At 70.1% G+C, this 20,524-nt stretch carries 18 protein-coding genes; 11 read left to right on the forward strand and 7 right to left on the reverse strand.

The window, feature by feature from the left end; genetic code table 11:
* Positions 1-108: 108 nt before the first annotated feature.
* From YS110_20080 to YS110_20120, 9 genes are all read left to right on the forward strand, one after another.
* Positions 109-984, forward strand: a complete 876-nt coding sequence (locus tag YS110_20080; protein UJB66900.1) for a methylglyoxal synthase — start codon at positions 109-111, stop codon at positions 982-984.
* Positions 981-1,301, forward strand: a complete 321-nt coding sequence (locus tag YS110_20085) for a hypothetical protein (protein ID UJB66901.1) — start codon at positions 981-983, stop codon at positions 1,299-1,301. Before YS110_20080 ends, YS110_20085 begins: the two co-directional genes overlap by 4 nt.
* A 108-nt stretch (positions 1,302-1,409) precedes the next feature.
* Positions 1,410-3,677, forward strand: a complete 2,268-nt coding sequence (gene pbpC / locus YS110_20090) for a penicillin-binding protein 1C (protein UJB66902.1) — start codon at positions 1,410-1,412, stop codon at positions 3,675-3,677.
* 18 nt (positions 3,678-3,695) lie between these two features.
* On the forward strand, positions 3,696-4,220 hold the full coding sequence (locus YS110_20095) for a hypothetical protein (protein ID UJB66903.1): 525 nt from the start codon (positions 3,696-3,698) through the stop codon (positions 4,218-4,220).
* Between the two features lie 103 nt (positions 4,221-4,323).
* Positions 4,324-4,935 carry a YfiR family protein gene (locus YS110_20100; GenBank protein UJB67533.1) on the forward strand — a complete coding sequence of 204 codons (612 nt, stop codon included), beginning with the start codon at positions 4,324-4,326 and terminating at the stop codon, positions 4,933-4,935.
* Entirely contained in the window at positions 4,935-6,182 is a 1,248-nt protein-coding gene (locus tag YS110_20105; protein UJB66904.1) for a diguanylate cyclase, read from the forward strand. The genes YS110_20100 and YS110_20105 overlap by 1 nt, the downstream gene beginning before the upstream one ends.
* A 53-nt stretch (positions 6,183-6,235) precedes the next feature.
* The gene (locus tag YS110_20110; protein ID UJB67534.1) at positions 6,236-6,757 is read left to right on the forward strand and encodes an OmpA family protein; all 522 of its coding nucleotides are present in this window, start codon (positions 6,236-6,238) and stop codon (positions 6,755-6,757) included.
* A gap of 133 nt (positions 6,758-6,890) precedes the next feature.
* Complete coding sequence (locus YS110_20115; protein UJB66905.1) at positions 6,891-8,066, forward strand: alpha-hydroxy-acid oxidizing protein; 1,176 nt, start codon at positions 6,891-6,893, stop codon at positions 8,064-8,066.
* A 38-nt stretch (positions 8,067-8,104) separates the two neighbouring features.
* Positions 8,105-9,283: a DNA polymerase IV gene (locus tag YS110_20120; protein UJB66906.1), complete on the forward strand. Its 1,179-nt coding sequence runs from the start codon at positions 8,105-8,107 to the stop codon at positions 9,281-9,283.
* Positions 9,284-9,498: 215 nt separating this feature from the next.
* Here YS110_20120 and YS110_20125 read toward each other — a convergent pair whose 3' ends face one another.
* Positions 9,499-10,860 (reverse strand): IS701 family transposase, encoded by a 1,362-nt coding sequence (locus YS110_20125; GenBank protein ID UJB66907.1) that lies wholly within the window; start codon positions 10,858-10,860, stop codon positions 9,499-9,501.
* A 234-nt stretch (positions 10,861-11,094) separates the two neighbouring features.
* Here YS110_20125 and YS110_20130 point away from each other — a divergent pair, with 234 nt between their 5' ends.
* Together YS110_20130 and YS110_20135 are read left to right on the forward strand one after the other, a co-directional pair.
* Positions 11,095-12,651, forward strand: a complete 1,557-nt coding sequence (locus tag YS110_20130; GenBank protein UJB66908.1) for a PAS domain-containing protein — start codon at positions 11,095-11,097, stop codon at positions 12,649-12,651.
* A gap of 162 nt (positions 12,652-12,813) precedes the next feature.
* Positions 12,814-14,388: a PAS domain-containing protein gene (locus YS110_20135; GenBank protein UJB66909.1), complete on the forward strand. Its 1,575-nt coding sequence runs from the start codon at positions 12,814-12,816 to the stop codon at positions 14,386-14,388.
* 15 nt (positions 14,389-14,403) lie between these two features.
* On the opposite strand, the gene YS110_20140 is transcribed toward YS110_20135, so the two are convergent.
* From YS110_20140 to yaaA, 6 genes are all read right to left on the reverse strand, one after another.
* A complete protein-coding gene (locus tag YS110_20140) occupies positions 14,404-15,279 on the reverse strand; it encodes a LysR family transcriptional regulator (protein UJB66910.1) in 876 nt (291 codons plus the stop codon).
* A 13-nt stretch (positions 15,280-15,292) separates the two neighbouring features.
* On the reverse strand, positions 15,293-15,703 hold the full coding sequence (locus YS110_20145) for a hypothetical protein (GenBank protein UJB66911.1): 411 nt from the start codon (positions 15,701-15,703) through the stop codon (positions 15,293-15,295).
* A 108-nt stretch (positions 15,704-15,811) separates the two neighbouring features.
* Positions 15,812-16,657 (reverse strand): NADPH-dependent 7-cyano-7-deazaguanine reductase QueF, encoded by an 846-nt coding sequence (gene queF, locus YS110_20150; protein ID UJB66912.1) that lies wholly within the window; start codon positions 16,655-16,657, stop codon positions 15,812-15,814.
* 78 nt (positions 16,658-16,735) lie between these two features.
* Positions 16,736-18,730, reverse strand: coding sequence for an oligopeptide transporter, OPT family (locus YS110_20155; protein ID UJB66913.1), 1,995 nt, complete (start codon positions 18,728-18,730; stop codon positions 16,736-16,738).
* Between the two features lie 22 nt (positions 18,731-18,752).
* Positions 18,753-19,595: a 2OG-Fe(II) oxygenase gene (locus YS110_20160; protein ID UJB66914.1), complete on the reverse strand. Its 843-nt coding sequence runs from the start codon at positions 19,593-19,595 to the stop codon at positions 18,753-18,755.
* Positions 19,592-20,371: a peroxide stress protein YaaA gene (gene yaaA / locus YS110_20165; protein ID UJB66915.1), complete on the reverse strand. Its 780-nt coding sequence runs from the start codon at positions 20,369-20,371 to the stop codon at positions 19,592-19,594. Before yaaA ends, YS110_20160 begins: the two co-directional genes overlap by 4 nt.
* Positions 20,372-20,524 lie beyond the last annotated feature (153 nt).

Here is a 20,524-nt window from a genome sequence, read left to right on the forward strand (position 1 = left end):
GGGTTTTGAGGCATGTCAAAACCGCGGGGTGCCACGGCACCCTGCGCGGGCGCGCCAACCTGATTACGATGGGCGGTTCCCTCCCTCTCCTGCCAACGCTGTCACGCCATGCTGCTGGGTCTTGCCGCCAACCGCCTGCACCACCGTACCGAAGACGCCGCGCTGTTCGCCTTCCTGCGCGCATGCGAGCCAGGTATCCGTGAACTCCAACTCGGCCTGCACGCCGTGGGCCGCACGCACGACGCCATCGTGGCGGCGGGCCTGCTGCGCGGCCATGCGCCACTGGTGCGCTACCCCTACGGGCGCCAGGGCGGGCTGATGAAGCTGGTGGCCGAGGTGGTGGGCATGGAGGATGAGGGGCGCACGCTCGATGGCGCCATCTACCTCATCGACCCGGTGGACCCGTCGTCCATCTTCCCCGAGGCGCTGGCGCTCAAGCGCCAGTGCGTGATCCATGGCAAGCCGTTCCTCTCCACCGTGGCCAGCGCGCGCGACTGGGTGGAGATGGAGCGCATGCACGCCGGCCTGCCGCCCGACCCCCGGGCCGACGGCTTGCACGACTATGGCGCGCAGACCCTGGCGCTGATCGCGCACGACGCCATGAAGGCCGAGATGCTGGCCTTTGCCGACCGGCATTTCGACGTGCTCTCGCGCTTCGGCCACCGCGTGGCCACCGGCACCACGGGCCTGCGCCTGAACGAGCTGGCCTGGAACCGGGGCTGGCCCACCGACCGCTACTGGGTGCAACGCTTTCACAGCGGCCCGCTGGGCGGCGACGCGCAAATCGCCGACCTGGTGCTGGAGCGCCGCTGCCACCGCGTGGTCTTCTTCGAGGACCCGCACGTGGCGCGCCAGCACGAGGCCGACATCCAGCTGCTGGAGCGCGCCGTGGCCACGGCCACGCACGACGCCGTGTGCACCACCTCGCCCAAGGTGGCGCAGCGCTGGTGCGAGGCGGCGCGGCGGCGTGAGGCCGGGCTGTGAGCAAGCTGGTGTCGATCGTCCTGGCGGCTGCCGTGCCGGTTGGGCTGGCGTGGTGCGTGGCCCAGGAACACCGCGCAGCGGAGCGGGCGCAGGCATTCTGCGCGGCGGCGCTGCCGGGGGCCGATGCCGCATCCCTGCAGGCGCAGGCGCTGGCCCAGGGCGCCCATGCGGGCCAGACGCGCTGGTCGCCGCAGGCCGATGGCGGCGAGCAGCTCTGGGCCACGTTCACCGGCGTCTTCCCGCTGTCGCGCCACATCTGCCTGGTGACGGCCCGCGCGGGCCAGGTGGTGGAAGCCCGGCTGACGTACCTGGACTGAATCGCGCTCCTCGTTCGATAGCTGCTTGCGCTTGTCCAGTAAGGGCTAGAGGCCATTTTTACCCTCAACATGGTATGGCGCCCGCAAATGGAATAAGCTGCAGCGCCAATGCCTTTCTCCGTTTCTTTCCTGGCCTGCATGCCGCGCGCGCGGCGGCGCTGGCGCGTCGGCGTGGCGGTGCTGGCGTGGCTGGCCCTGCCCGCCTGGGCGCTGCCCACGTTCGATGAGGTGCGCACGGGCTTCCGTTCGTCCGAAACCCTGGTGCTCTCGCGCGAGGGCGAGGTGGTGCAGCGCGTGCGCACCGACGCCAGCGTGCGCCGCGGCCAGTGGCAGGCGCTGGCCGACGTGTCGCCCGCGCTGCGCCAGGCGCTGGTGCTGAGCGAGGACAAGCGCTTCTACGCGCACAGCGGCGTGGACTGGGCCGCCGTTTCGGCGGCGGCCTGGGGCAACCTGTGGAACCAGCGCACGCGCGGCGCCAGCACCCTCACCATGCAGCTCGCGGGCCTGCTGGATGGCGATGCATCGGGCTTTCTGCGCCAGGGCCCGGGCGGGCGCGGCGTGGCGCAGAAGCTCGGCCAGGCCGTGGCGGCGCAGGTGCTGGACCGGCGCTGGCGCAAGGACCAGATCCTCGAGGCGTACCTGAACCTCGTGCCGTTCCGGGGCGAGGTCGTGGGCATCGACGCCCTGGCGCGCACCCTGTTCGGCAAGGCGCCGCACGGCCTGGACGAGCGCGAGGCCGCCGTGGCCGCCGCGCTGGTGCGCGCACCCAACGCCCGGCCCGCGCTGGTGGCGCAGCGCGCCTGCGGCGTGCTGCAGGCCATGCGCCCGAAGGCCGGGAGCGCCACGGCCAGCGCCGAGTGCGATGCGCTCGACCTGTTCACCACCGCCGCCCTGCAGCGCCGCGCCTGGGCCGCCAGCGAAGGCATGGCGCCGCACTTCGCGCGCCAGTTCATGGCGCAGCAGCGCGCCCGGCTGGTGCCGGGCCAGCCTTTGCCGGCCACGCTGCGCTCCAGCCTGCGCGCGCCGCTGCAGCGCATGGCACAGCAGACCCTGGCCCAGCACCTGCGCGAGCTGCGCGGGCGCAACGTGGAGGATGGCGCCGTGGTGGTGCTCGACAACGCCAGCGGCGAGGTGCTGGCCTGGGTCGGCTCCTCGGGCGAACTCAGCCAGGCGGCCGAGGTGGACGGCGTGCTCGCGCGGCGCCAGCCCGGCTCCACGCTCAAGCCCTTCCTGTACGCGCAAGCCATCGCGCAGCGGCGGCTCACGGCGGCCTCGCTGGTGCACGATGCGCCCGCGCAGATCGCCACCGCCAGCGGGCTGTACATCCCGCAGAACTACGACCGGCAGTTCAAGGGCTGGGTCTCGGTGCGCACCGCGCTCGCGGCCTCGCTCAACGTGCCCGCGGTGCGCACGCTGGTCATGGTCTCGCCCGATGCCTTCTTCGCCCAGTTGCGCCAGCTCGGCCTGCCGCTGGCCGAGTCCGGCGGCTACTACGGCTACAGCCTGGCCCTGGGCAGCAGCGAGGTGCAACTGCTGCACCTGGCCAACGCCTACCGCGCACTGGCCAACGGCGGGCGCGCCAGCCCCGTGGCCTACGCGCCCGGCGCCACCCCCACATTCACCCCGGCGCTGGACGCGCGCGCGGCCTACCTGGCGGGCGACATCCTCTCCGACCCGAACGCGCGCGCGCGCACCTTCGGCACCGACAGCGTGCTCGCCACGCGCTTCTGGAGCGCGGTCAAAACCGGCACCAGCAAGGACATGCGCGACAACTGGGCCGTCGGCTGGTCCGCGCGCTACACCGTCGGCGTGTGGGTGGGCAACGCCAGCGGCGCCAGCATGCATGACGTGAGCGGCAGCAGCGGCGCGGCACCCATCTGGGCCGCCGTGATGGGCTGGCTGCATGCGCGCGCGCCCAGCCGCGCGCCCCGGCCCCCGGCCGGGCTGGTGCGCCAGGACGTGCGCTTCGGCCCCGACGCGCAAGGCCAGCCGCTGGAGAGCCGGCGCAGCGAGTGGTTCATCGACGGTACGCAGCAGCCGCTGTTTGCTATGGATTCGGGAGCTTCTGGCGCTTACCCAGCAAGCGCTGGAGGCCAAAATGGCTTGCAGGCACGCATCCAGTCGCCCACGCCCGGCACCGTCATCGCACTGGACCCCGACATTCCGCCCGCGCGCCAGAGCCTGTGGTTCGAGGCCAGCGGCGAGGGCAACGGCCTGCGCTGGCGCATCGACGGGCGTGAGCTGGGCCGGGGCGCGCGCTGGGGCTGGCTGCCCTGGCCGGGCCGGCACCTGGTGGAACTGACCGACGCGCGCGGCCAGGTGCTCGATAGCCTGCGCTTCGAGGTGCGCGGGGCCGGGGTGCGGGCGGGCAGATGAAGGAAACAAGGGGGACACATGCGATCGGTTCTGGTATCGGTGGTTATGCTCCAGTGCCTTGCGGCCCTGGCCCATGGGCCGGAGCCGGATTGCGGCATGCTGCCGTGCGGTCCCGGCGCGCCCCGGTTCGCGCAATATGCGGTTGCGCAGCAGGTCGTCAGGAAACCGGCACCCGTGGATTGGCACAGCCACCCTCGGGCCAGACGCTTTCGCACGGCGCTTTCCCAGGCCGTGGCTGGTGGCCCGAATTTCGCGGGCCACTACACGGTGGCCACGTGGGGATGTGGCGTCGCTTGCCTGGAAATGGCGATTGTGGATACGCACACGGGGCGGGTTTTCTTTCCGGGAAACATGCGCAGGAATGCGTACCACGTTGTTACCGAGGACAGGCTGCCTGCGCCCTTCCAGTTCGTGGCGGACAGCGCGTTGCTCATCGTGGCCGGTGCGCCGGACGACGGGCCGGAAAAGGGCATCTTCTTCTACGTGTGGAACGGTAAGACCTTGCGGCTCCGCTACAAGGAGGCCAGGGAGTGGACGCCTTGAGGCTTCACCCGTCGGCCAGCAGCGGCACCTCCACGCACACCGCCGTACACCCTGGCCGCGCGATGCCGCGCAGAAGTAAGCGTTCTGCACGCACGGTGGGTTCATTTACACTGGGACACAACTTCCAGGAGGCCCCCGCGTGCAACCCCTTCTCTCCCATTGGCGCCGGCTCCAGCACCACCTGTTTGCGTGGTGTGCGGCCGTCCTGTTGTGCGCCGCCGGGTGGGGGGCGGCGTGGCCAGCCTGGGGGGAAGAGATCGTCACCGACGAAAAGTCGCAGTCCGTCGCCAAGACGGTGATGGGCATCCTGGGCTACACGCGCTGGCCGGGCGAGCCCGAGACCGTGCAGCTGTGCGTCGTCGGGCCCACCGAGTACGCCGACGAGCTGCTCAAGGGCGGGCAACTGCCGGGCGCGCGCGTGGTGCAGGTGCGCCGCATGCGCCTGGAGGACGCGGCCTTGCTGACCCAGTGCCACGGCGTGTACGCGGGCCGGCTGGACGACCGGGCGTGGCATGCGCTGCGCCAGCGGCTGCAGGGCCAGCCGCTGCTGTCGATCAGCGAACGCCAGGAGCTGTGCCAGACCGACTGCATGTTCTGCCTCGACGTGCGGGACGCGGGCGTCGGCTTTGAAACCAACCTCGATGCCGTGGCGCGCAGCGGCGTGCGCGTCAACCCGCGGGTCCTGCAACTGGCCAAGCGCAAAGGAGGGGCTTGATGGCTCCAGCGCCAGGGGCAGCGCGCGGGCCGCTGTCGTTGCGTGACGTGGTGCACCGCGCCCACCTGGGCATGGCCCTGGTGGCCATGGCGCTGGCGGGCAGCCTGCTGCTGCTGGCAGGCCTGTTCGCGTTGCGCGTGCACATCGGCAGCAACCTGGAGCTGACCGCGCGTTCCGTGGCCTACACGGTCGAGGCGGCGCTGGTCTTCAGGGACGCCGAGGACGCGCAGCAGACCCTGGCGCGCATGCTCGCCGGCGAAGGCGTGGCCCAGGCGCAGGTGCGCGATGCGCAGGGCAAGGTGTTCGCCCAGTGGCAGCGCAGCGGGTCGGGCCCGCGTGCGCGCATGGGCGCCACGCTGGCGCGGCTGGTCGGCAGCCAGCAGGCGACGGCGCCCATCCTGTTCGGTGGCGTGGCGGTGGGGCAGGTTGAGCTGCTTGGCGATGGGCAGGGCATGCTGAATTTCGTGCTGTCCGGCGTGGCGGTGCTGCTGCTGTGCACGGCGGTCAGCGGCGCAGTCGGCATGGCGCTGTCGCGGCGCATGCTGCGCGACATCGTGACCCCCCTGCAGGCCTTGGCGCGGGTGGCGCGCGCGGTGCACCACGAGCGCGCCGTGGGCCAGCGCGTGCCGCCCGCGCGGCTGGCCGAGCTGCGCGCGCTGGGCGATGACTTCAACGCCCTGCTCGATGAGCTGGAGCGCCGCCAGTCGCTGCTGGAGGAGAAAAACGCCCAGCTCACCCACAGCGCGCTGCACGACAGCCTGACCGGGCTGCCCAACCGGGCGCATTTCGAGCACTTCCTTCAGGAGGCGCTGGCGCGCGCGCATGCCGGCGGGCAGCCGATGGCGCTGCTGTTCCTCGACAACGATGGCTTCAAGCAGGTCAACGACACCCACGGCCATGGCGCGGGCGATGTCCTGCTGGCCGAGGTGGCGCGGCGGGTGCAGGCGCAATTGCGCCCGGGCGACCTGGCGGCCCGGCTTGGAGGGGATGAGTTTGCCGTGGTGATGGCGCCCGCCGCCACGGGGCCGCAGGCCGAGGCCATGGCCGCCCGCCTGGGCCAGGCCATTGCCGCGCCGCTGCGCCTGGCCTCGGGGGTGGAGCTGCATCCCGCGGCCAGCATTGGCGTAGCCTTGTTCCCGCAGCAGGGGGCCGACATGGAGGCGCTGCTGCGCGCTGCCGATGCCGCCATGTACCATGTGAAGGGCCGCCGTCGCCGGGCTCGCGCCGAGACCCCGGCACCGCGGTGAAGGGCAGCCAGAAGCTGCCAGCCAAAGGGACAGCAATGATGCAGACGAATTCGATGGATGTCTCCCGCGCAAGGTTTCTGCGCTGCGCAGCGGCCGCTGTGGCCGCCCTGGCGCTGGCCGCGTGCCAGAGCCCGCCGGCCCCGGCCTCCGTCCCGGCGCCGCCGCAGCCCGACCGGCGGGCCCAGGTGCTGCGCGAATATGGCTTCGAGCAGACCGACGACGGCTGGGAGCTGCAGATGTCCGGCAAGCTGCTGTTCGAGTTCGACTCGGATGCACTGCAGGGCCAGCGCCGCGCCTCGGTGCTGCAGATGGGGCACGCCCTGGTGGCGGTGGGCGTGCAGACGCTGCGCGTGGAGGGCCATACCGACGACCAGGGCAGCGATGCGTACAACGAGCGCCTGTCCCTGCGCCGCGCGCAGGCCGTGGCCCAGGTTCTGGCCGAGGCGGGCATGGAGCGCGGCCGCATCAGCGTGCGTGGCTACGGCCGCAGCCGCAGCCGTCCCCTGGTGACCGGTGGCCCTGAAGGGACGCGCAAGGAAAACCGGCGCGTGGCCATCATCGTGCCGGCGCAGTGAACGCGCCCTGGGCAGCCGGGCGCAGGGCGGGGCTGGCTGCAAAAAAATTCAAACCTCCTGCAAAAGCCTTCAGCCTGCACGGGGCGGTGCGGGGCTACCATGCGCGGCTTGTTTCACGCCAACCGAGGACGCCGTGGCCGATCTCTCCAAAATCACCTGTATCGAAGACCTGCGCGTGGCCGCCGAGCGGCGCGTGCCGCGCATGTTCTACGACTACGCCGATTCGGGGTCATGGACCGAGGGCACCTACCGTGCCAACGAAAGCGATTTCCAGTCCATCAAGTTCCGCCAGCGCGTGGCTGTGAACATGGAAGGGCGCAGCACCGCTGTCACCCTGGTGGGACAGCAGGCCTTCATGCCGGTGGCGATCGCGCCCGTGGGGCTGACCGGCATGCAGCATGCCGACGGCGAGATCCACGCCGCGCGCGCGGCCGAGAAGTTCGGCATCCCGTTCACCCTGTCCACCATGAGCATCTGCTCGATCGAGGACATCGCCGGGCACACCAGCGCCCCGTTCTGGTTCCAGCTCTACATGATGCGCGACCGCGACGCCATGGCCCGCATGATCCAGCGTGCCAAGGATGCGAAATGCAGCGCCCTGGTGCTGACGCTGGACCTGCAGGTGATCGGCCAGCGCCACAAGGACATCAAGAACGGGCTGACCGCGCCGCCCCGGCCCACGCTGAAGAACATCCTCAACCTCATGACCAAGCCGCAGTGGTGCCTGGGCATGGCAGGTACCCGCCGCCGCACCTTCCGCAACCTGGTGGGGCACGTCAAGGGCGTCTCGGACATGAACTCGCTGGCCGCCTGGACCAACGAGCAGTTCGACCCGCGCCTGTCCTGGGCCGACGTGGACTGGGTCAAGCAGCAGTGGGGCGGCAAGCTCATCCTCAAGGGCATCATGGAGGTGGAGGACGCCGTGCTGGCCGCGCAGCACGGGGCCGATGCCATCGTGGTGAGCAACCATGGCGGGCGCCAGCTCGACGGCGCGCCTTCGTCCATCCACGCGCTGCCCGCCATCGTGGCGGCCGTGGGCGACCGGCTGGAGGTGTGGATGGATGGCGGCATCCGCAGCGGCCAGGACGTGCTCAAGGCCTGGGCGCTGGGCGCGCGCGGCACCATGATCGGCCGGCCCATGGTCTACGGGCTGGGCGCCTTCGGCGAGGCCGGCGTGACCAAGGCCCTGCAGATCCTGCACAAGGAACTGGACGTGAGCATGGCGTTCTGCGGCCGCACCCAGCTGCAGCAGGTGGACCGTTCGATCCTGGTGCCCGGCACCTATCCGGCGCCCACAATAGCGGGGTGACCCCCGCCGAGCCGCTCCGCCGCATTGCCCACCTCGACATGGATGCGTTCTACGCATCCGTGGAGTTGCTGCGCTATCCCCAGCTGGCCGGGCTGCCGGTGGTGATCGGCGGCGGGCGCCGGACCGAGGACGATGCCCTGGCCGGCGCCTATGCCGGGCGCCTGGCCGAGATTCCGCTGGACTGCTTCGCGCGCCTGCAGGGCTACGCCGGCCGCGGCGTGATCACCACGGCCACCTACGCCGCGCGCGCCTTCGGCGTGGGCTCGGCCATGGGGCTGATGAAGGCGGCGCGCCTGTGCCCCCAGGCCATCCTGCTGCCGGTGGACTTCGCCGAGTACCGGCGCTACTCGCGCCGCTTCAAGGAGGTCATCCTCGCCATCGCGCCGGTGATGGAAGACCGGGGCGTCGACGAGGTGTACATCGATTTCACCCACGTGCCGGGCGGGCAGCGCGAGGGCGGGCGCGTGCTGGCGCGGCTGCTGCAGCGCAGCATCGCCGAAGCCACCGGGCTGAGCTGCTCGATCGGCGTGGCGCCCAACAAGCTGCTGGCCAAGATGGCCAGCGAGTTCCACAAGCCCAGCGGCATTTCCATCGTCCAGCCCGAGGAACTGCAGGCGCTGGTCTGGCCGCTGGCCTGCCGCAGGATCAACGGCATTGGCCCCAAGGCCGACGCCAAGCTGCAGGCGCATGGCATTCGCACCATCGGCGAGCTGGCGGCATGCCCGCGCGACTGGCTGGTGGCGCATTTCGGCAAGTCCACGGGCCTGTGGCTGCACGAGGCGGCCTGGGGGCGTGACGAGCGCCCTGTGGTCACGCAGAGCGAGCCTGTCTCGGTGAGCCGCGAAACCACCTTCGAGCGCGACCTGCACGCCGTGCACGACCGCGCCGAGCTGGGCCGCATCTTCACTGCGCTGTGCCAGCGCGTGGCCGAGGACTTGCAGCGCAAGGGCTACATGGGCCGCACCATCGGCATCAAGCTGCGCTACGACGACTTCAAGACCGCCACGCGCGACCAGACCGTGGCTGAACCCCTGCAGGATGCCGCCGCGATCCGCCGCGTGGCGGGCCAATGCCTCAAGCGCGTGCCATTGGACAAGCGCCTGCGCCTGCTGGGCGTGCGTGTCGGGGCGCTGGTCAAGCCGGGGCAGGAGGGCGCGGTGGCGCCTGCCCGCCATCCCGCCCCTGGCGCCGACCCTTACACGGCGCCGCTTTTCTAGTGTCCCGAGTTGGAAGTTTGCTGAAGAAATAAAGATGTCGAAATCGTCGCCAGGCAAGGCGCAAACCACAGCGATAGCCGTAGCTATCGCGCGGATTTGCAACGCAGCATGGCGGCGATTCTCGGCATCTTTATGAAGCGAACTTCCAACTCGGGACACTAGTCTTACTGTGTCAAAAACGTAGCCTAGCGTTGATGCGCATGCAACATGGACACCTAGGCAGCGTCCTGAGCAATGCTGCGGCGATACGCAGCCGCAACGTCGTGATGGATGATGGGACGTGGCGCTGCGTGCGCTGGGCTTCCGCGAGGCTTGTAATGCGTGGGTAGGGCAGATTCTTCGCCTCGTGCGGCGTTTTTTTTGCTCACCCCTTCCTGATGGCGCAACTGCTGCGCCATCAGAAAGCCGTAGGCCGCAATGCTCAGGCTGGCGTGGTGGTGGAACCCGCGCCAGCCCCGGCCTTCGTAGTGTCCCAGTCCCAGATCCTGCTTGAGGTCCTGGTAGTCGCGCTCGATGCGCCAGCGCATCTTGGCCTCAAGCACCATGCGTTGCAGTTCTGTGTCTTCGGGCAGCGTGTTCAGCCAATACTTCATTGGCTCTTTGTGGCCTTCGGGCCATTCGATGAGCAGCCACTCTTGTGGCCGTTGCTGCGTGCGTAGCTGCTCTCGGTGGGCTGCCTTGACACGCACACGCGCAAAGCGCGAGCGCAGCGTGAAGTTCGTGCCCTCTCGCCATTCAATGCTGTGCCACTGGGCAGGTTCCAGGCCGAACGCCACGTCCCTGGCCGACAGGGGCCGCTCGTGCATGGCATCACCCAGCCGCTGGCGTTTGGGAACTGGGCCGCGACCGCTGTAGGGCGCTGGCGACAGCGGTGCATGCCCTGGTGGCCATACCGTCACGGGGCCCGTCACACCCACCACGTAGGGCAGACCCATCTCGCTCAGCCCCTCTCGAAACGCGGTATCCACGCCGTAGCCTGCATCGGCCAGCACGCAGTGCCTGGGTGCGCCTTGCGCCACCAGGTGCTTGATCTGGGCCAGCGCGATCTGCCCCTTGGTGGCGAATTGCAACTCTTGAGGGATGCCAGCCTTGTGGCGCCGCACCGGATCGTCCGCCCATTCCTTGGGCAAGTACAGCTGCCAGGCCACCGGCAGACTTCCCGCCTGACAGGCCAGGCTCACGCTGACCGCCACTTGGCAGTTGTCCTGCTTGCCCAGCATGCCGCAGTACTGCCGGGCCACGCCCACCGAATGGTGGCCTTGCTTGGGAAAGCCCGTGTCGTCCACGATCCACCAACCGCCCTCCTGGAAGTCCATCGCGGGCACCACCCACTGGGCTACGCGCAGCAGCATCTCTTCATCTGACCACGCAGAGTCGGCGACAAAATGATGTAGTGACTGGTGGCGCGAGCGTGTGGCCTGCGGCGCCAGGTGTGCGGCCATGGGCTCCACGCTCTTGCGCGAAAGCGGTGCCATCAGCCCGGTGCAGTACCCGCGCAGCCCGGCCTGCCGGTCTGCATGACCAAGCCCGCCACCCAGGTGCGCGAGGTAGCGCTCAAACTCTTGAAGTTCTTCCATCAAGGCTCACCTCCTGCGCGACGATTCTCGCATAAGGCCTTGATTTTATTAACACAGTAAGACTAGGCGCGGCGCTCCTGGCGCATTCCACGCAGCCCGAAGCCCTGGCAAGCGCGGACCGGAGCAGACAGGTCTTTGATGTGTATCATTTTGTATATTGACCTGTATCCAGCATCTATTCCCCCGGCAGCGCGGAGATGACGTGCAACAACAACAGAGACGAAGGCTTCCGTCATGCGCATGAATGTGCCTGTCACCCAGTGCAACTACGACTATCCGGGCGGCGAACTGCTGGTTTCCAGTACCAACACGCGGGGTGAGATCACCCATTGCAATCCTGCCTTCGTGCGCGTGAGCGGCTATGACTACGGCGAACTGATCGGCCAGCCGCACAACATCATTCGCCATCCCGACATGCCCGCGCTGGCGTTCAAGGACCTGTGGGCCACGGTGGGGCGCGGCAAACCGTGGACCGGCCTGGTGAAGAACCGGCGCAAGAACGGCGACCACTACTGGGTGCGCGCCAACGTCACGCCGATCATGGAAGGTGGCAAGCCCGTGGGCTATCTGTCGGTGCGCACCAAGCCTGCGGCGCAGGAGGCCGCCGCCGCCGAGGCGCTGTACGCGCGCATGCGCGCCGAAGCCGCCCAGGGCCGGACCACGCTGGCCTTGCGCGGCGGCGAGCTGGTGGTGGGCGGCGTGCGCGGCTGGCTGAAGCGCGTGCGCCGCCTCGGCGTTACCGTGCGCATGGCGCTGACGCTGGCGGCCCTCTCCAGCACCGTGCTGCTGGCCGACGTGCTGGCCCTGCAGGGCGCGCAGGCGCTGCTGTGGCGCGTGGCCGCGCTGGCGGGGGTCGGTGCCGGCATGGTCGCCTACTGCCACTTCCAGTTCAGCGCAGCGCTGAGGGAGGCCGAGCGCTTCGCCAGCGACATCGCGGGATGCAACCTGGCCACCACGGCGCGCACCGACTTTCCCAGCACGCTGGGCACCGTGCTGCGGCGCCTGGTGCAGATCCAGGTCAACCTGCGTGCCGTGGTGGGCGACGTGCGGGCCGAGGTGCAGGGCTTTTCCGGCGTCGCCGGGCAGATCGCCCAGGGCAGCACCGAACTGGCGCAGCGCACCGGCGCCCAGGCGGGCAACCTGCTGCAAACCACGCAGGCGATGCGCCAGCTTTCCGACACGGTGGCCGACACCGTGCGCGCCACCGAGGCCATGGAGGCCGAGAGCGCGCGCAGCATGGCCGTGGCGCGGCGCGGCAGCGCGGCGATCGCCGAGGTGGGCGCGTCGATGGAGCACATCCGCCAGTCGTCCGCGCGCATGGGCGAGATCATCAGCACCATCGAGAACATCGCGTTCCAGACCAACATGCTGGCGCTGAACGCCGCCGTCGAAGCCGCGCGCGCTGGCGAGCAGGGCCGGGGCTTTGCCGTGGTGGCGGGCGAGGTGCGCGCACTGGCCCAGCGCAGCGCCATGGCGGCCAAGGAAATCAGCGGCCTGATCGGCCAGTCGGTGGAGGGTATCGCCGAAGGCAACCAGCGCATGGTGCAGGCGGGCGGCACCATCGAGGACATGGTGCGCCTGGCCGAGCAGGTGTCGGGGCAGATGCACACCATCACCGACGCCACGCGCGGCCAGTCCGAGGGCATCACCCAGGTCAACCAGGCCATGCTGCAGCTCGACCAGGTGACCCAGCGCAATGCCGCCCAGGTGGAGGAATCCACGGCGGCCGCGCAGATGCTGCGCGCGGGCGCGCAGTCGCTGGAGCGCAGCGTGGCCGTGTTCAGACTGTGACCACGGAAAAGGCAGCACAGGAGGAATAAACAATGATGTCACCATGGTGATAGTTGTTTTTGTGCGTGCTCGAGAATTGTTTTTGATCAATCTGGCATCCAACGCATGCCCAGGAGGTTGCTGCTTTTTTATACTGAGTTGACATTCAGCAACATTCCGGCCATGCGCACGAACCTCCCCGTTACCCAGCAGGAGTACGACTACCCTGGTGAAGAGCTCCTGATGTCGACCACCGACACCAAGGGCGTCATCACCCACTGCAATGCCGCCTTCATGCGCGTGAGCGGGTTTGAGTTCGACGAACTCATCGGGCAACCCCACAACATCGTGCGCCATCCCGACATGCCGCCCGAGGCCTATAAGGACCTGTGGGCCACCATCGGCCATGGCCGCAGCTGGACGGGCATCGTGAAGAACCGGCGCAAGAATGGCGACCACTACTGGGTGCGCGCCAGCGTCACGCCGCTGGTGGAAAACGGCAAGCCCAAGGGCTATATGTCGGTGCGGGCGAAGCCCACGCGCGCCGAGGTGGCCGCCGCCGAGCAGCTGTACGAGCGCCTGCGCCGTGAGCGCGAGGCCGGCCGCCCGACCATCCGCCTGCATGCCGGGCGCGTGCGACCCATGGGCTGGCGCGACTGGCTGGGGCGCTGGCAGCGCGCCAGCATCACCCAGCGCATGGCCGGGCTGCTGGGCCTGCTGGTGCTGGCGGGGCTGGCGCCGGGCGCCATGGGCTGGACAGGCCCGGCGGTGCTGGCCGGACAGGCCCTGGCACTGGTGCTGCTGGCCGCGTTCATCGTCTGGCGCGTGGATTCCAGCATCACCAAGTCCTTGACCGACGCCAACCTGCTGGCGCGTGACATCGCAGGCTGCAACCTTGTCACCGTGGTCAGCGGCGGGCGCGGCCGTCACCCTATGGTGCTGCTGACGGAGCGGCTGCAGCAGATCCAGATCAACCTGCGCGCCGTGGTGGGCGATGCGCGCGGCGAGATCTCCGGCTTCGGCGAAATCTCCGGCGAGATGCACCGCAGCGCCCAGCACCTGGCCGAGCGCACCGAGTCGCAGGCCGCGAGCCTGGAGGAAACGGCGGCGTCGATGGAGGAACTGTCGGCCACCGTGCGACAGTCCGGCGACACGGCGCAGCAGATCGCCAAGGAGAGCGAGCGCAGCGCCCAACTGGCGCGCGAGGGCGGACAGGCCGTGGCCACGGTCACCCAGGTGATGCAGTCCATCGAGGATTCGTCGCGCCAGATGGGGCAGATCATCTCCACCATCGAGGGCATTGCGTTCCAGACCAACATCCTGGCGCTCAACGCCGCCGTCGAGGCGGCGCGCGCGGGCGAGCAGGGCAAGGGCTTCGCCGTAGTGGCGGGCGAGGTGCGCGCGCTGGCGCAGCGCAGCGCCCAGGCGGCGGGCGAGATCCGCGCGCTCATCGGCACCTCGAACACGCATGTGGCGCATGGCGCGGGCCAGGTGCAGGCCGCGGGCAAGACCATCGCCCAGGTGGTCGATTCGGCCGCCTACGTGAACCAGTTGATGGAACAGATCGGCACCGCCGCGCGCGAGCAGACCATGGGCATCGCCCAGGTCAACACTGCCGTGGTGGAGCTGAACCACGTCACGCAGCAGAACGCCGCGCTGGTGCAGGAGTCGGCCGACGCCGCCAACCACATGAACGCCAACGCCGGCGTGCTCGGGCGCACGCTGGCGGTGTTCCGCCTGCCGGGCGACCGCAGCTGAACGCTGGGCCGCGTTTCAGGCCTGCCTGCAGGCTGCGTCCGCCGCCACCGGGCCCTGTCCCCGCAGTGCGGCCGCCATGCGGGGCAGCATCGGGGCGAGCGCAGCGTCGTCCGGCGCGCAGGCCAGGCCCAGGTGCCGGGCGAAAGGCAGGGCCGCATCCAGCGGGCGCGCGATGCAGCGCGGCGCATGCGCTGCGTGCGACTGCGGCACCACGGCCAGGCCCAGGCCCAGCTCCACCATCTGCAGCAGGGCTTCCTCGCGCGCGGCGCTGGCCCGTACCTCGAAGGTGATGCCCTGTTCGGCCAGCAGCCGGGCGAAGCGCTCGTGCAGCGGGCAGTAGGGGCGCTCGATCAGCGGCAGGCCCTGCAGGTCGGCCAGGGCGAAGCGGGCCTTGAAGCGCAGCGGGTGCCGCTCGGGCACGAGCATCACGTAGGGTTCGCGCGCCACGCTCTCGAACAGGTCGCCTTCGGGCTTGCAGTGGTCGGCCACGAGGCGCAGCCGTGCCTCGCCGGGCGTGGCGGTCAGGCGGATCTGTGCGGCGGGCCAGTGGGCGTCAAGCCAGGAGAGCAGGGGCGCCGCGCTGCGCAGCAGCACGTCGTCGGGCAGGTGGATGCCCAGCACCTCGCGCGGCGCCTCGCGGAAGTCGCGCACCATCGCCCCGGCCTGCGCCAGCAGGCTGCACGCGCGCGGGTAGAGCCGCTCGCCCGCGGGCGTGGGGGCCAGGCCCGCGCGGCTGCGCTCGAACAGCAGAGTGCCCAGCACGTCCTCCAGCCCCTTGATGGCCATGCTGATCGAAGGCTGCGCCACGTGGCAGCGGCGCGCGGCGGCGGTGACGCCGCCTTCCTCGTAGGCAGCGACGAAGTAGCCCAGGGCGCGCAGGTCGAACAGCATGGCGTGGCGGTGCTCAGGCGCCCGTGGGCGCGATGGTGGTGACGGTCTCGCGGAAGTAGTCGAGCCGGCCCTGGACGGAGTGGCTCACGATCCAGGTCAGGCTCTCCACCTCGCGCTGCTGTACGGCGTAGAAGAAACGCTGGTGGAAGCGCGTGAGTACCCAGTCGTTGCCCAGCGTCTGGCTCTCGGTCTCCACGATGCGCGTGCCGCGCGGAAAGACCTCCACCGCCAGGCGCTGCAGCACGGCCAGCAGGCCGGCTTTATCGCGCGCCTGCTGCCAAGACACGTCGGCCGTGTCGCGGTAGTGGTCGATGCGGAAATCCACGGCATCGTCGATGTGGGCGAGCAATTCCGGCACGTTGCCTGCGGCGAAGGCGGCCAGCACGTGGTCGATGGGGTGGCGGGTGGTTGCGGTGGCGGTCATGGACGGGCTCCTGGGTGAAGAAAGAAGCCGCGACTGTAGAAAGCCGTTATCCATCCGTAAATTATTTTATTTATTGCGCCAAAGGATAAAAAAACGATGGATGGCGGGTCATTGCCGTGCCGTGCGCACGTTGCGCGGCAACTGCTGCGGATGGCTGGTGCGCAGCGGGTTGATGTCCAGCCCGCCGCGGCGCGTGTAGCGCGCGTACACCGTCAGCTTGAGCGGGCGGCAGCGCGCGGTGATGTCCATGAACATGCGCTCCACGCACTGTTCGTGGAATTCGTTGTGGTTGCGAAAGCTCACGATGTACCGCAGCAGGCCGGCCTGGTCGATCTGCGGGCCGCTGTAGCCGATCTGCACGCTGCCCCAGTCGGGCTGGCCGGTCACCAGGCAGTTGCTCTTGAGCAGGCGGCTGGTCAGCGTCTCGGTCACCGGGGCGGCGCCGAACGCGGCGGTGAGCAGCGCGGGCTCCGGCTGGTAGTGCGTGCACTCCACGTCCAGCCGGTCGAGGTCCAGGCCGCTGAGCTCGTGCACGGGTTCCTGGTCGAACTGCTCCGGCCCGGCCAGGCGCACGCCCACGGTGCCGGGGCTGGCCGCGCCGCGCCAGGCGGCTTCGCTCAGGTCGGCGCGCAGGCGCTCGCGCACGGCGTCACTGCTGGCGAAGCGCGTGCCGTTGAAGCTGTTGAGGTACAGCTTGAACGACTTGCTCTCGATGATGTTCGGCGTTTCGCACGGCACGGTGATGTGCGCCAGCGCCACCTGCGGCTTGCCGCGCGTGTTCAGCCACGACAGCTCGAATGCCGTCCACAGGTCGGCACCGAAGAACGGCTGCGGGCCGGTGATGCCGATCTCGGCGCGCTTTGGCGCGCGCGCGATGGGGAACAGCAGGGCGGGGTCGTACTGGTCGGCGTAGGCCGAGGCTTTGCCCAGGGGGGATTGCGCTGGATGGTTCATGGTGTGCTACTGAAGGTATAGCTGCTCGCGCTTTCTGGTAAAGCGCTGGAGCCGTTTTTTGCCTGAAATCTCAAGGCCTCAGAGGCGCAGCACGCTGCGGTAGAAAAAGATGCAGAGGCCGCCAAAATACAGCAGCCCCAGCCACATCGCGGGGGCAAACCCTTCGCCCACGAGGGCCAGGGGCGCGTCCTGGCCGCTGAAGCCGATCAAGGCCGCCAGCAGCAGGCCCATGAGGCTCTCTCCCACGATCAGGCCCGAGGCCAGCAGCAGGCCGCGTTCTTCCGCCGCGGCGGCCCAGTCCGCCCCCAGGCGTGCCCCGGCGCTGCGCAGGCCGCGCTGCAGGCTCCAGCCCAGCGCGGCGCCCACGGCCAGCGTCAGGCCGATGGTGGGCGGCAGGTAGATGCCCAGGCCCACCGCCAGCGGCGGCAGCGCCCCGCGCCCGGTACGGCGCAAGGCCACGTCGGCGACGATGACGCCAACGCCCAGCAGCACGCCCAGCCCCAGCATCGTCCACTCCAGCGCGCCGCTGAAGATGCCGCTGGCGATCTGCTGCATCAGCGTGGCCTGCGGGGCGGCCAGGGCCTGCGCCGGGTCCATGCCCGGGCGCGGCAGGGCGCCGGCAAAGCCGTAGGCGTGGTAGAGCAGGTCGAGCACGGGCGGAATCACCACGGCACCCACCAGGCAGCCGATGATGAGCACCACCTGCTGGCGCCAGGGCGTGGCGCCCACCAGGTAGCCGGTCTTGAGGTCCTGCAGGTTGTCGTTGGAGATGGCGGCCATGGCCAGGATCACCGACACCATGAACAGCACCAGCGCCACGCCCAACTGGCCCGAGACGCTGGCCGCGAACGCCGGCACCAGCGTGTGCAGCGCCAGCAGTGCCAGGCCCATGAGAATGGTGGCGATGATGCCGATGCCCGAGATGGGGCTGGCCGATGACCCCACCAGCCCGGCCATGTAGCCGCAGGCCGCTGCCACCAGAAAGCCGAACACCGCCGCGAACAGCACGCACAGGGCCGTGAGGGCGTAGCGCGTGGCGGGCGGCATGCCCGGCAGGTATTCGGCGATGAAGCCCTGGGTGACCAGGAACAGCACCGCCAGCGCGGCTGCGCCGATGGCCAGCATCCAGTGCCGGGGCATGTCCTGGTCGGTGGCGGGCGGTGCCGCGCCGTCGCCCTGGGGCCGGGCGCCCTGCTGGCGGATGGCCTGCAGGATGGGCCGGACCAGCGTGGCCACGGTCCACAGCGCCGAAATGCCGATGACCCCAGCGCCGAGAAAGCGCACCTTGCCCGCCCACAGCGCGGTGGCCAGCGCGGGCAGCGCCTGCCCGTGATCCGCGGGGGCCAGGGCGGTGAGCCACGGCACGGCCACGCCCCAGCACAGCACCAGCCCCAGCAGCACCGCCACGCCGGCCGCGGCGCCCATCAGGTAGCCGGCGGCCAGCAGCGCCGGAGAAAACCCGGCCGCCACCCGGAACACCACGCCACCCGCGGGAATCCACAGGTTCACCGCATCGCCGAGCAGGCGCAGGCCGCCGCTCAGGAAGCCGAACAGCGCGGCCAGCCCGGTGCCCCAGCCCAGCTGGCGCAGGCCCGCGCCATGCCCCTTGCCCTGGCCCTTGTGGCGCTGGGCCTCGCCCACGCGCAGCACTTCGGCGGCGGCCACGCCCTCGGGGTAGGGCAGGCCGGACTGGACCACCATCACGCGCCGCAGCGGCACGGTGTAGAGCACGCCCAGGGTGCCGCCGGCGGCGCAGACCAGCGCCGTCTGCCAGAACGGAAAGCCGTTCCACAGCCCGAGCATCAGCAAGGCCGGCAGCACGAAAATCACCGACGACAGCGTGCCGGCGGCCGAGGCCTGGGTCTGCACCAGGTTGTTTTCCAGGATGTTGGAGTCGCGCAGGCGGTACAGCAGCGCCATCGAAATCACGGCCGCGGGAATGGCCGAGGCGAAGGTCAGCCCGACCTTCAGGCCGAGGTAGACGTTGGCCGCCGTGAAGGCCAGCGTGATGAGTGCGCCAAGGAAGACACCGCGTACGGTGAACTCGCGCACGGCGGCGGGGTGTGGTGCCATGGGGGCTCGCTTTGCTGGGGGTTCAGTGGAACGCGCGCTCGCGCAGCCATTTGGTGGCGATCCACTTCTCGCCCGCCAGCACGGGCGCGCCGGCGTGCAGGGTCTGGGTGCCCGGATCGGGGCGCGCGTAGCTGAAGAACACCGCGTGGCCCGGGTGCGGCGTCACTTCCAGGCCCGCGTCGGGGAAGGTGGTGGCGCCGCCCTGGGCCGGGGCGTTCAGGTACAGCACCAGCGTGGCCACGCGCTGGCCGCCCCGGCGCACCAGCGTGGCGGTGCCGCGCTGGGCGGGGTCGAAGTAGTCGTAGTGCGGCTTGTACTCGGCGCCCGGGCCGTAGCGCAGCACCTGCAGGCCCTCGCCGTTTTCCACCGGCCAGTTCACCAGGCGGGCGATGCGCGCCTCGATGCGCTGGACCAGCGCCGTCTCGCCGCGCTGGAAGAACATGCCTTCGCTGGTGCGGTCCTCGTTGACTTCCTCCCCGCCGGTGGCTGTGGCCACGGTGAGCGAGCGCGCCATGCGCGGGCGCGCGGCGTCGATCAGCGCGGTGCACTCCTCGGGCGAGAGCAGGTTGCCCAGCAGCACCACGCGCGGGTGCGCCAGGGCCATGAGCACGTCGACCGTGCGGTCGCCCGCGTCGATGCGCGCCGGTGCGCCTTGCAGCGCGGGCTCGGGCAGGGCCGTGGCGGGCCCTGGCCCTGGTGGTGCGGTGCTGGCGTGCAGCGTCTCTTCGGCGGCCTGGCGGGCCACCTCGGCGTCCCAGCCGGCCTGGCACATGGCATCGACCAGGGCGGGCAGGTCCAGCCCCTCGGCGGCCCGCTCGATGATCCAGGCGCGCAGCGCCGGGGTGACGGGCTGGCGGGCGCTCATGGCTGCGCCGCGCGGCGGAACACCAGGCGCTCGGGGGCCGACGCGGCGGGGTGGAAGGCGTAGCCCTCCAGGTCGAAGCCTTCGAGCTGGCGCGGCGTGCTGGCGCGCTGCTGGATGGCCCAGCGCGCCATCAGGCCGCGCGCGCGCTTGGCGTAGAAGCTGATGATCTTGTACTGGCCGCCCTTGCAGTCCTCGAACACGCACTCGACCACGCGCGCGCCGAGCGCCTTGCGGTCCACGGCCTTGAAGTATTCCTGCGACGCCAGGTTCACCACCACCGGGTCGGCCTCGTCCGCCAGCTGGCGGTCCAGGTGCTCGGCGATGCGCCGGCCCCAGAACTGGTACAGGTTGGCGCCAGCGTCGGTGGCCAGGCGCGTGCCCATTTCCAGGCGGTAGGGCTGCATCAGGTCGAGCGGGCGCAACACGCCGTAGAGCCCGCTGAGGATGGCGAGGTGCCGCTGCGCCCAGTCCAGGTCCGGCAGCGAGAGCGTGGCGGCCTGCAGGCCCTCGTACACGTCGCCGTTGAAGGCCATGACGGCCTGGCGCGCGTTCTCCGGCGTGAAGCGGGGCGACCAGGCGCCGTAGCGCGCCACGTTGAGCGCCGCCAGCGCGTCGCTGATGGACATGAGCGAGGCGATGTCCTGGGGCGCGCGGGTGCGCAGCACCGCGATCAGGCGGGCGGCGTCCGGGATGAACTGGGGTAGGGTGTGCGGCAGCCCGGCAGGAAGCGGGCTGTCGTAGTCCAGCGATTTGGCGGGGGAGAGCAGAAACAGCATCGGGCTGGGACTCCTGAGTTTCTAGCCAAATAAGGCTCCAGGCCTTGCTGGCAAAGCGCTGGCAGCTATGGTTTTTGAATCTCGGCCCCGGGGACCCGGCCCGGGGCGCTGGTAGGTCAGTTTTCCATGGCCCATGGAACTGGCGCGGCCCAT

Source organism: Acidovorax sp. YS12 (assembly GCA_021496925.1).
Lineage (GTDB): Bacteria > Pseudomonadota > Gammaproteobacteria > Burkholderiales > Burkholderiaceae_C > Paenacidovorax.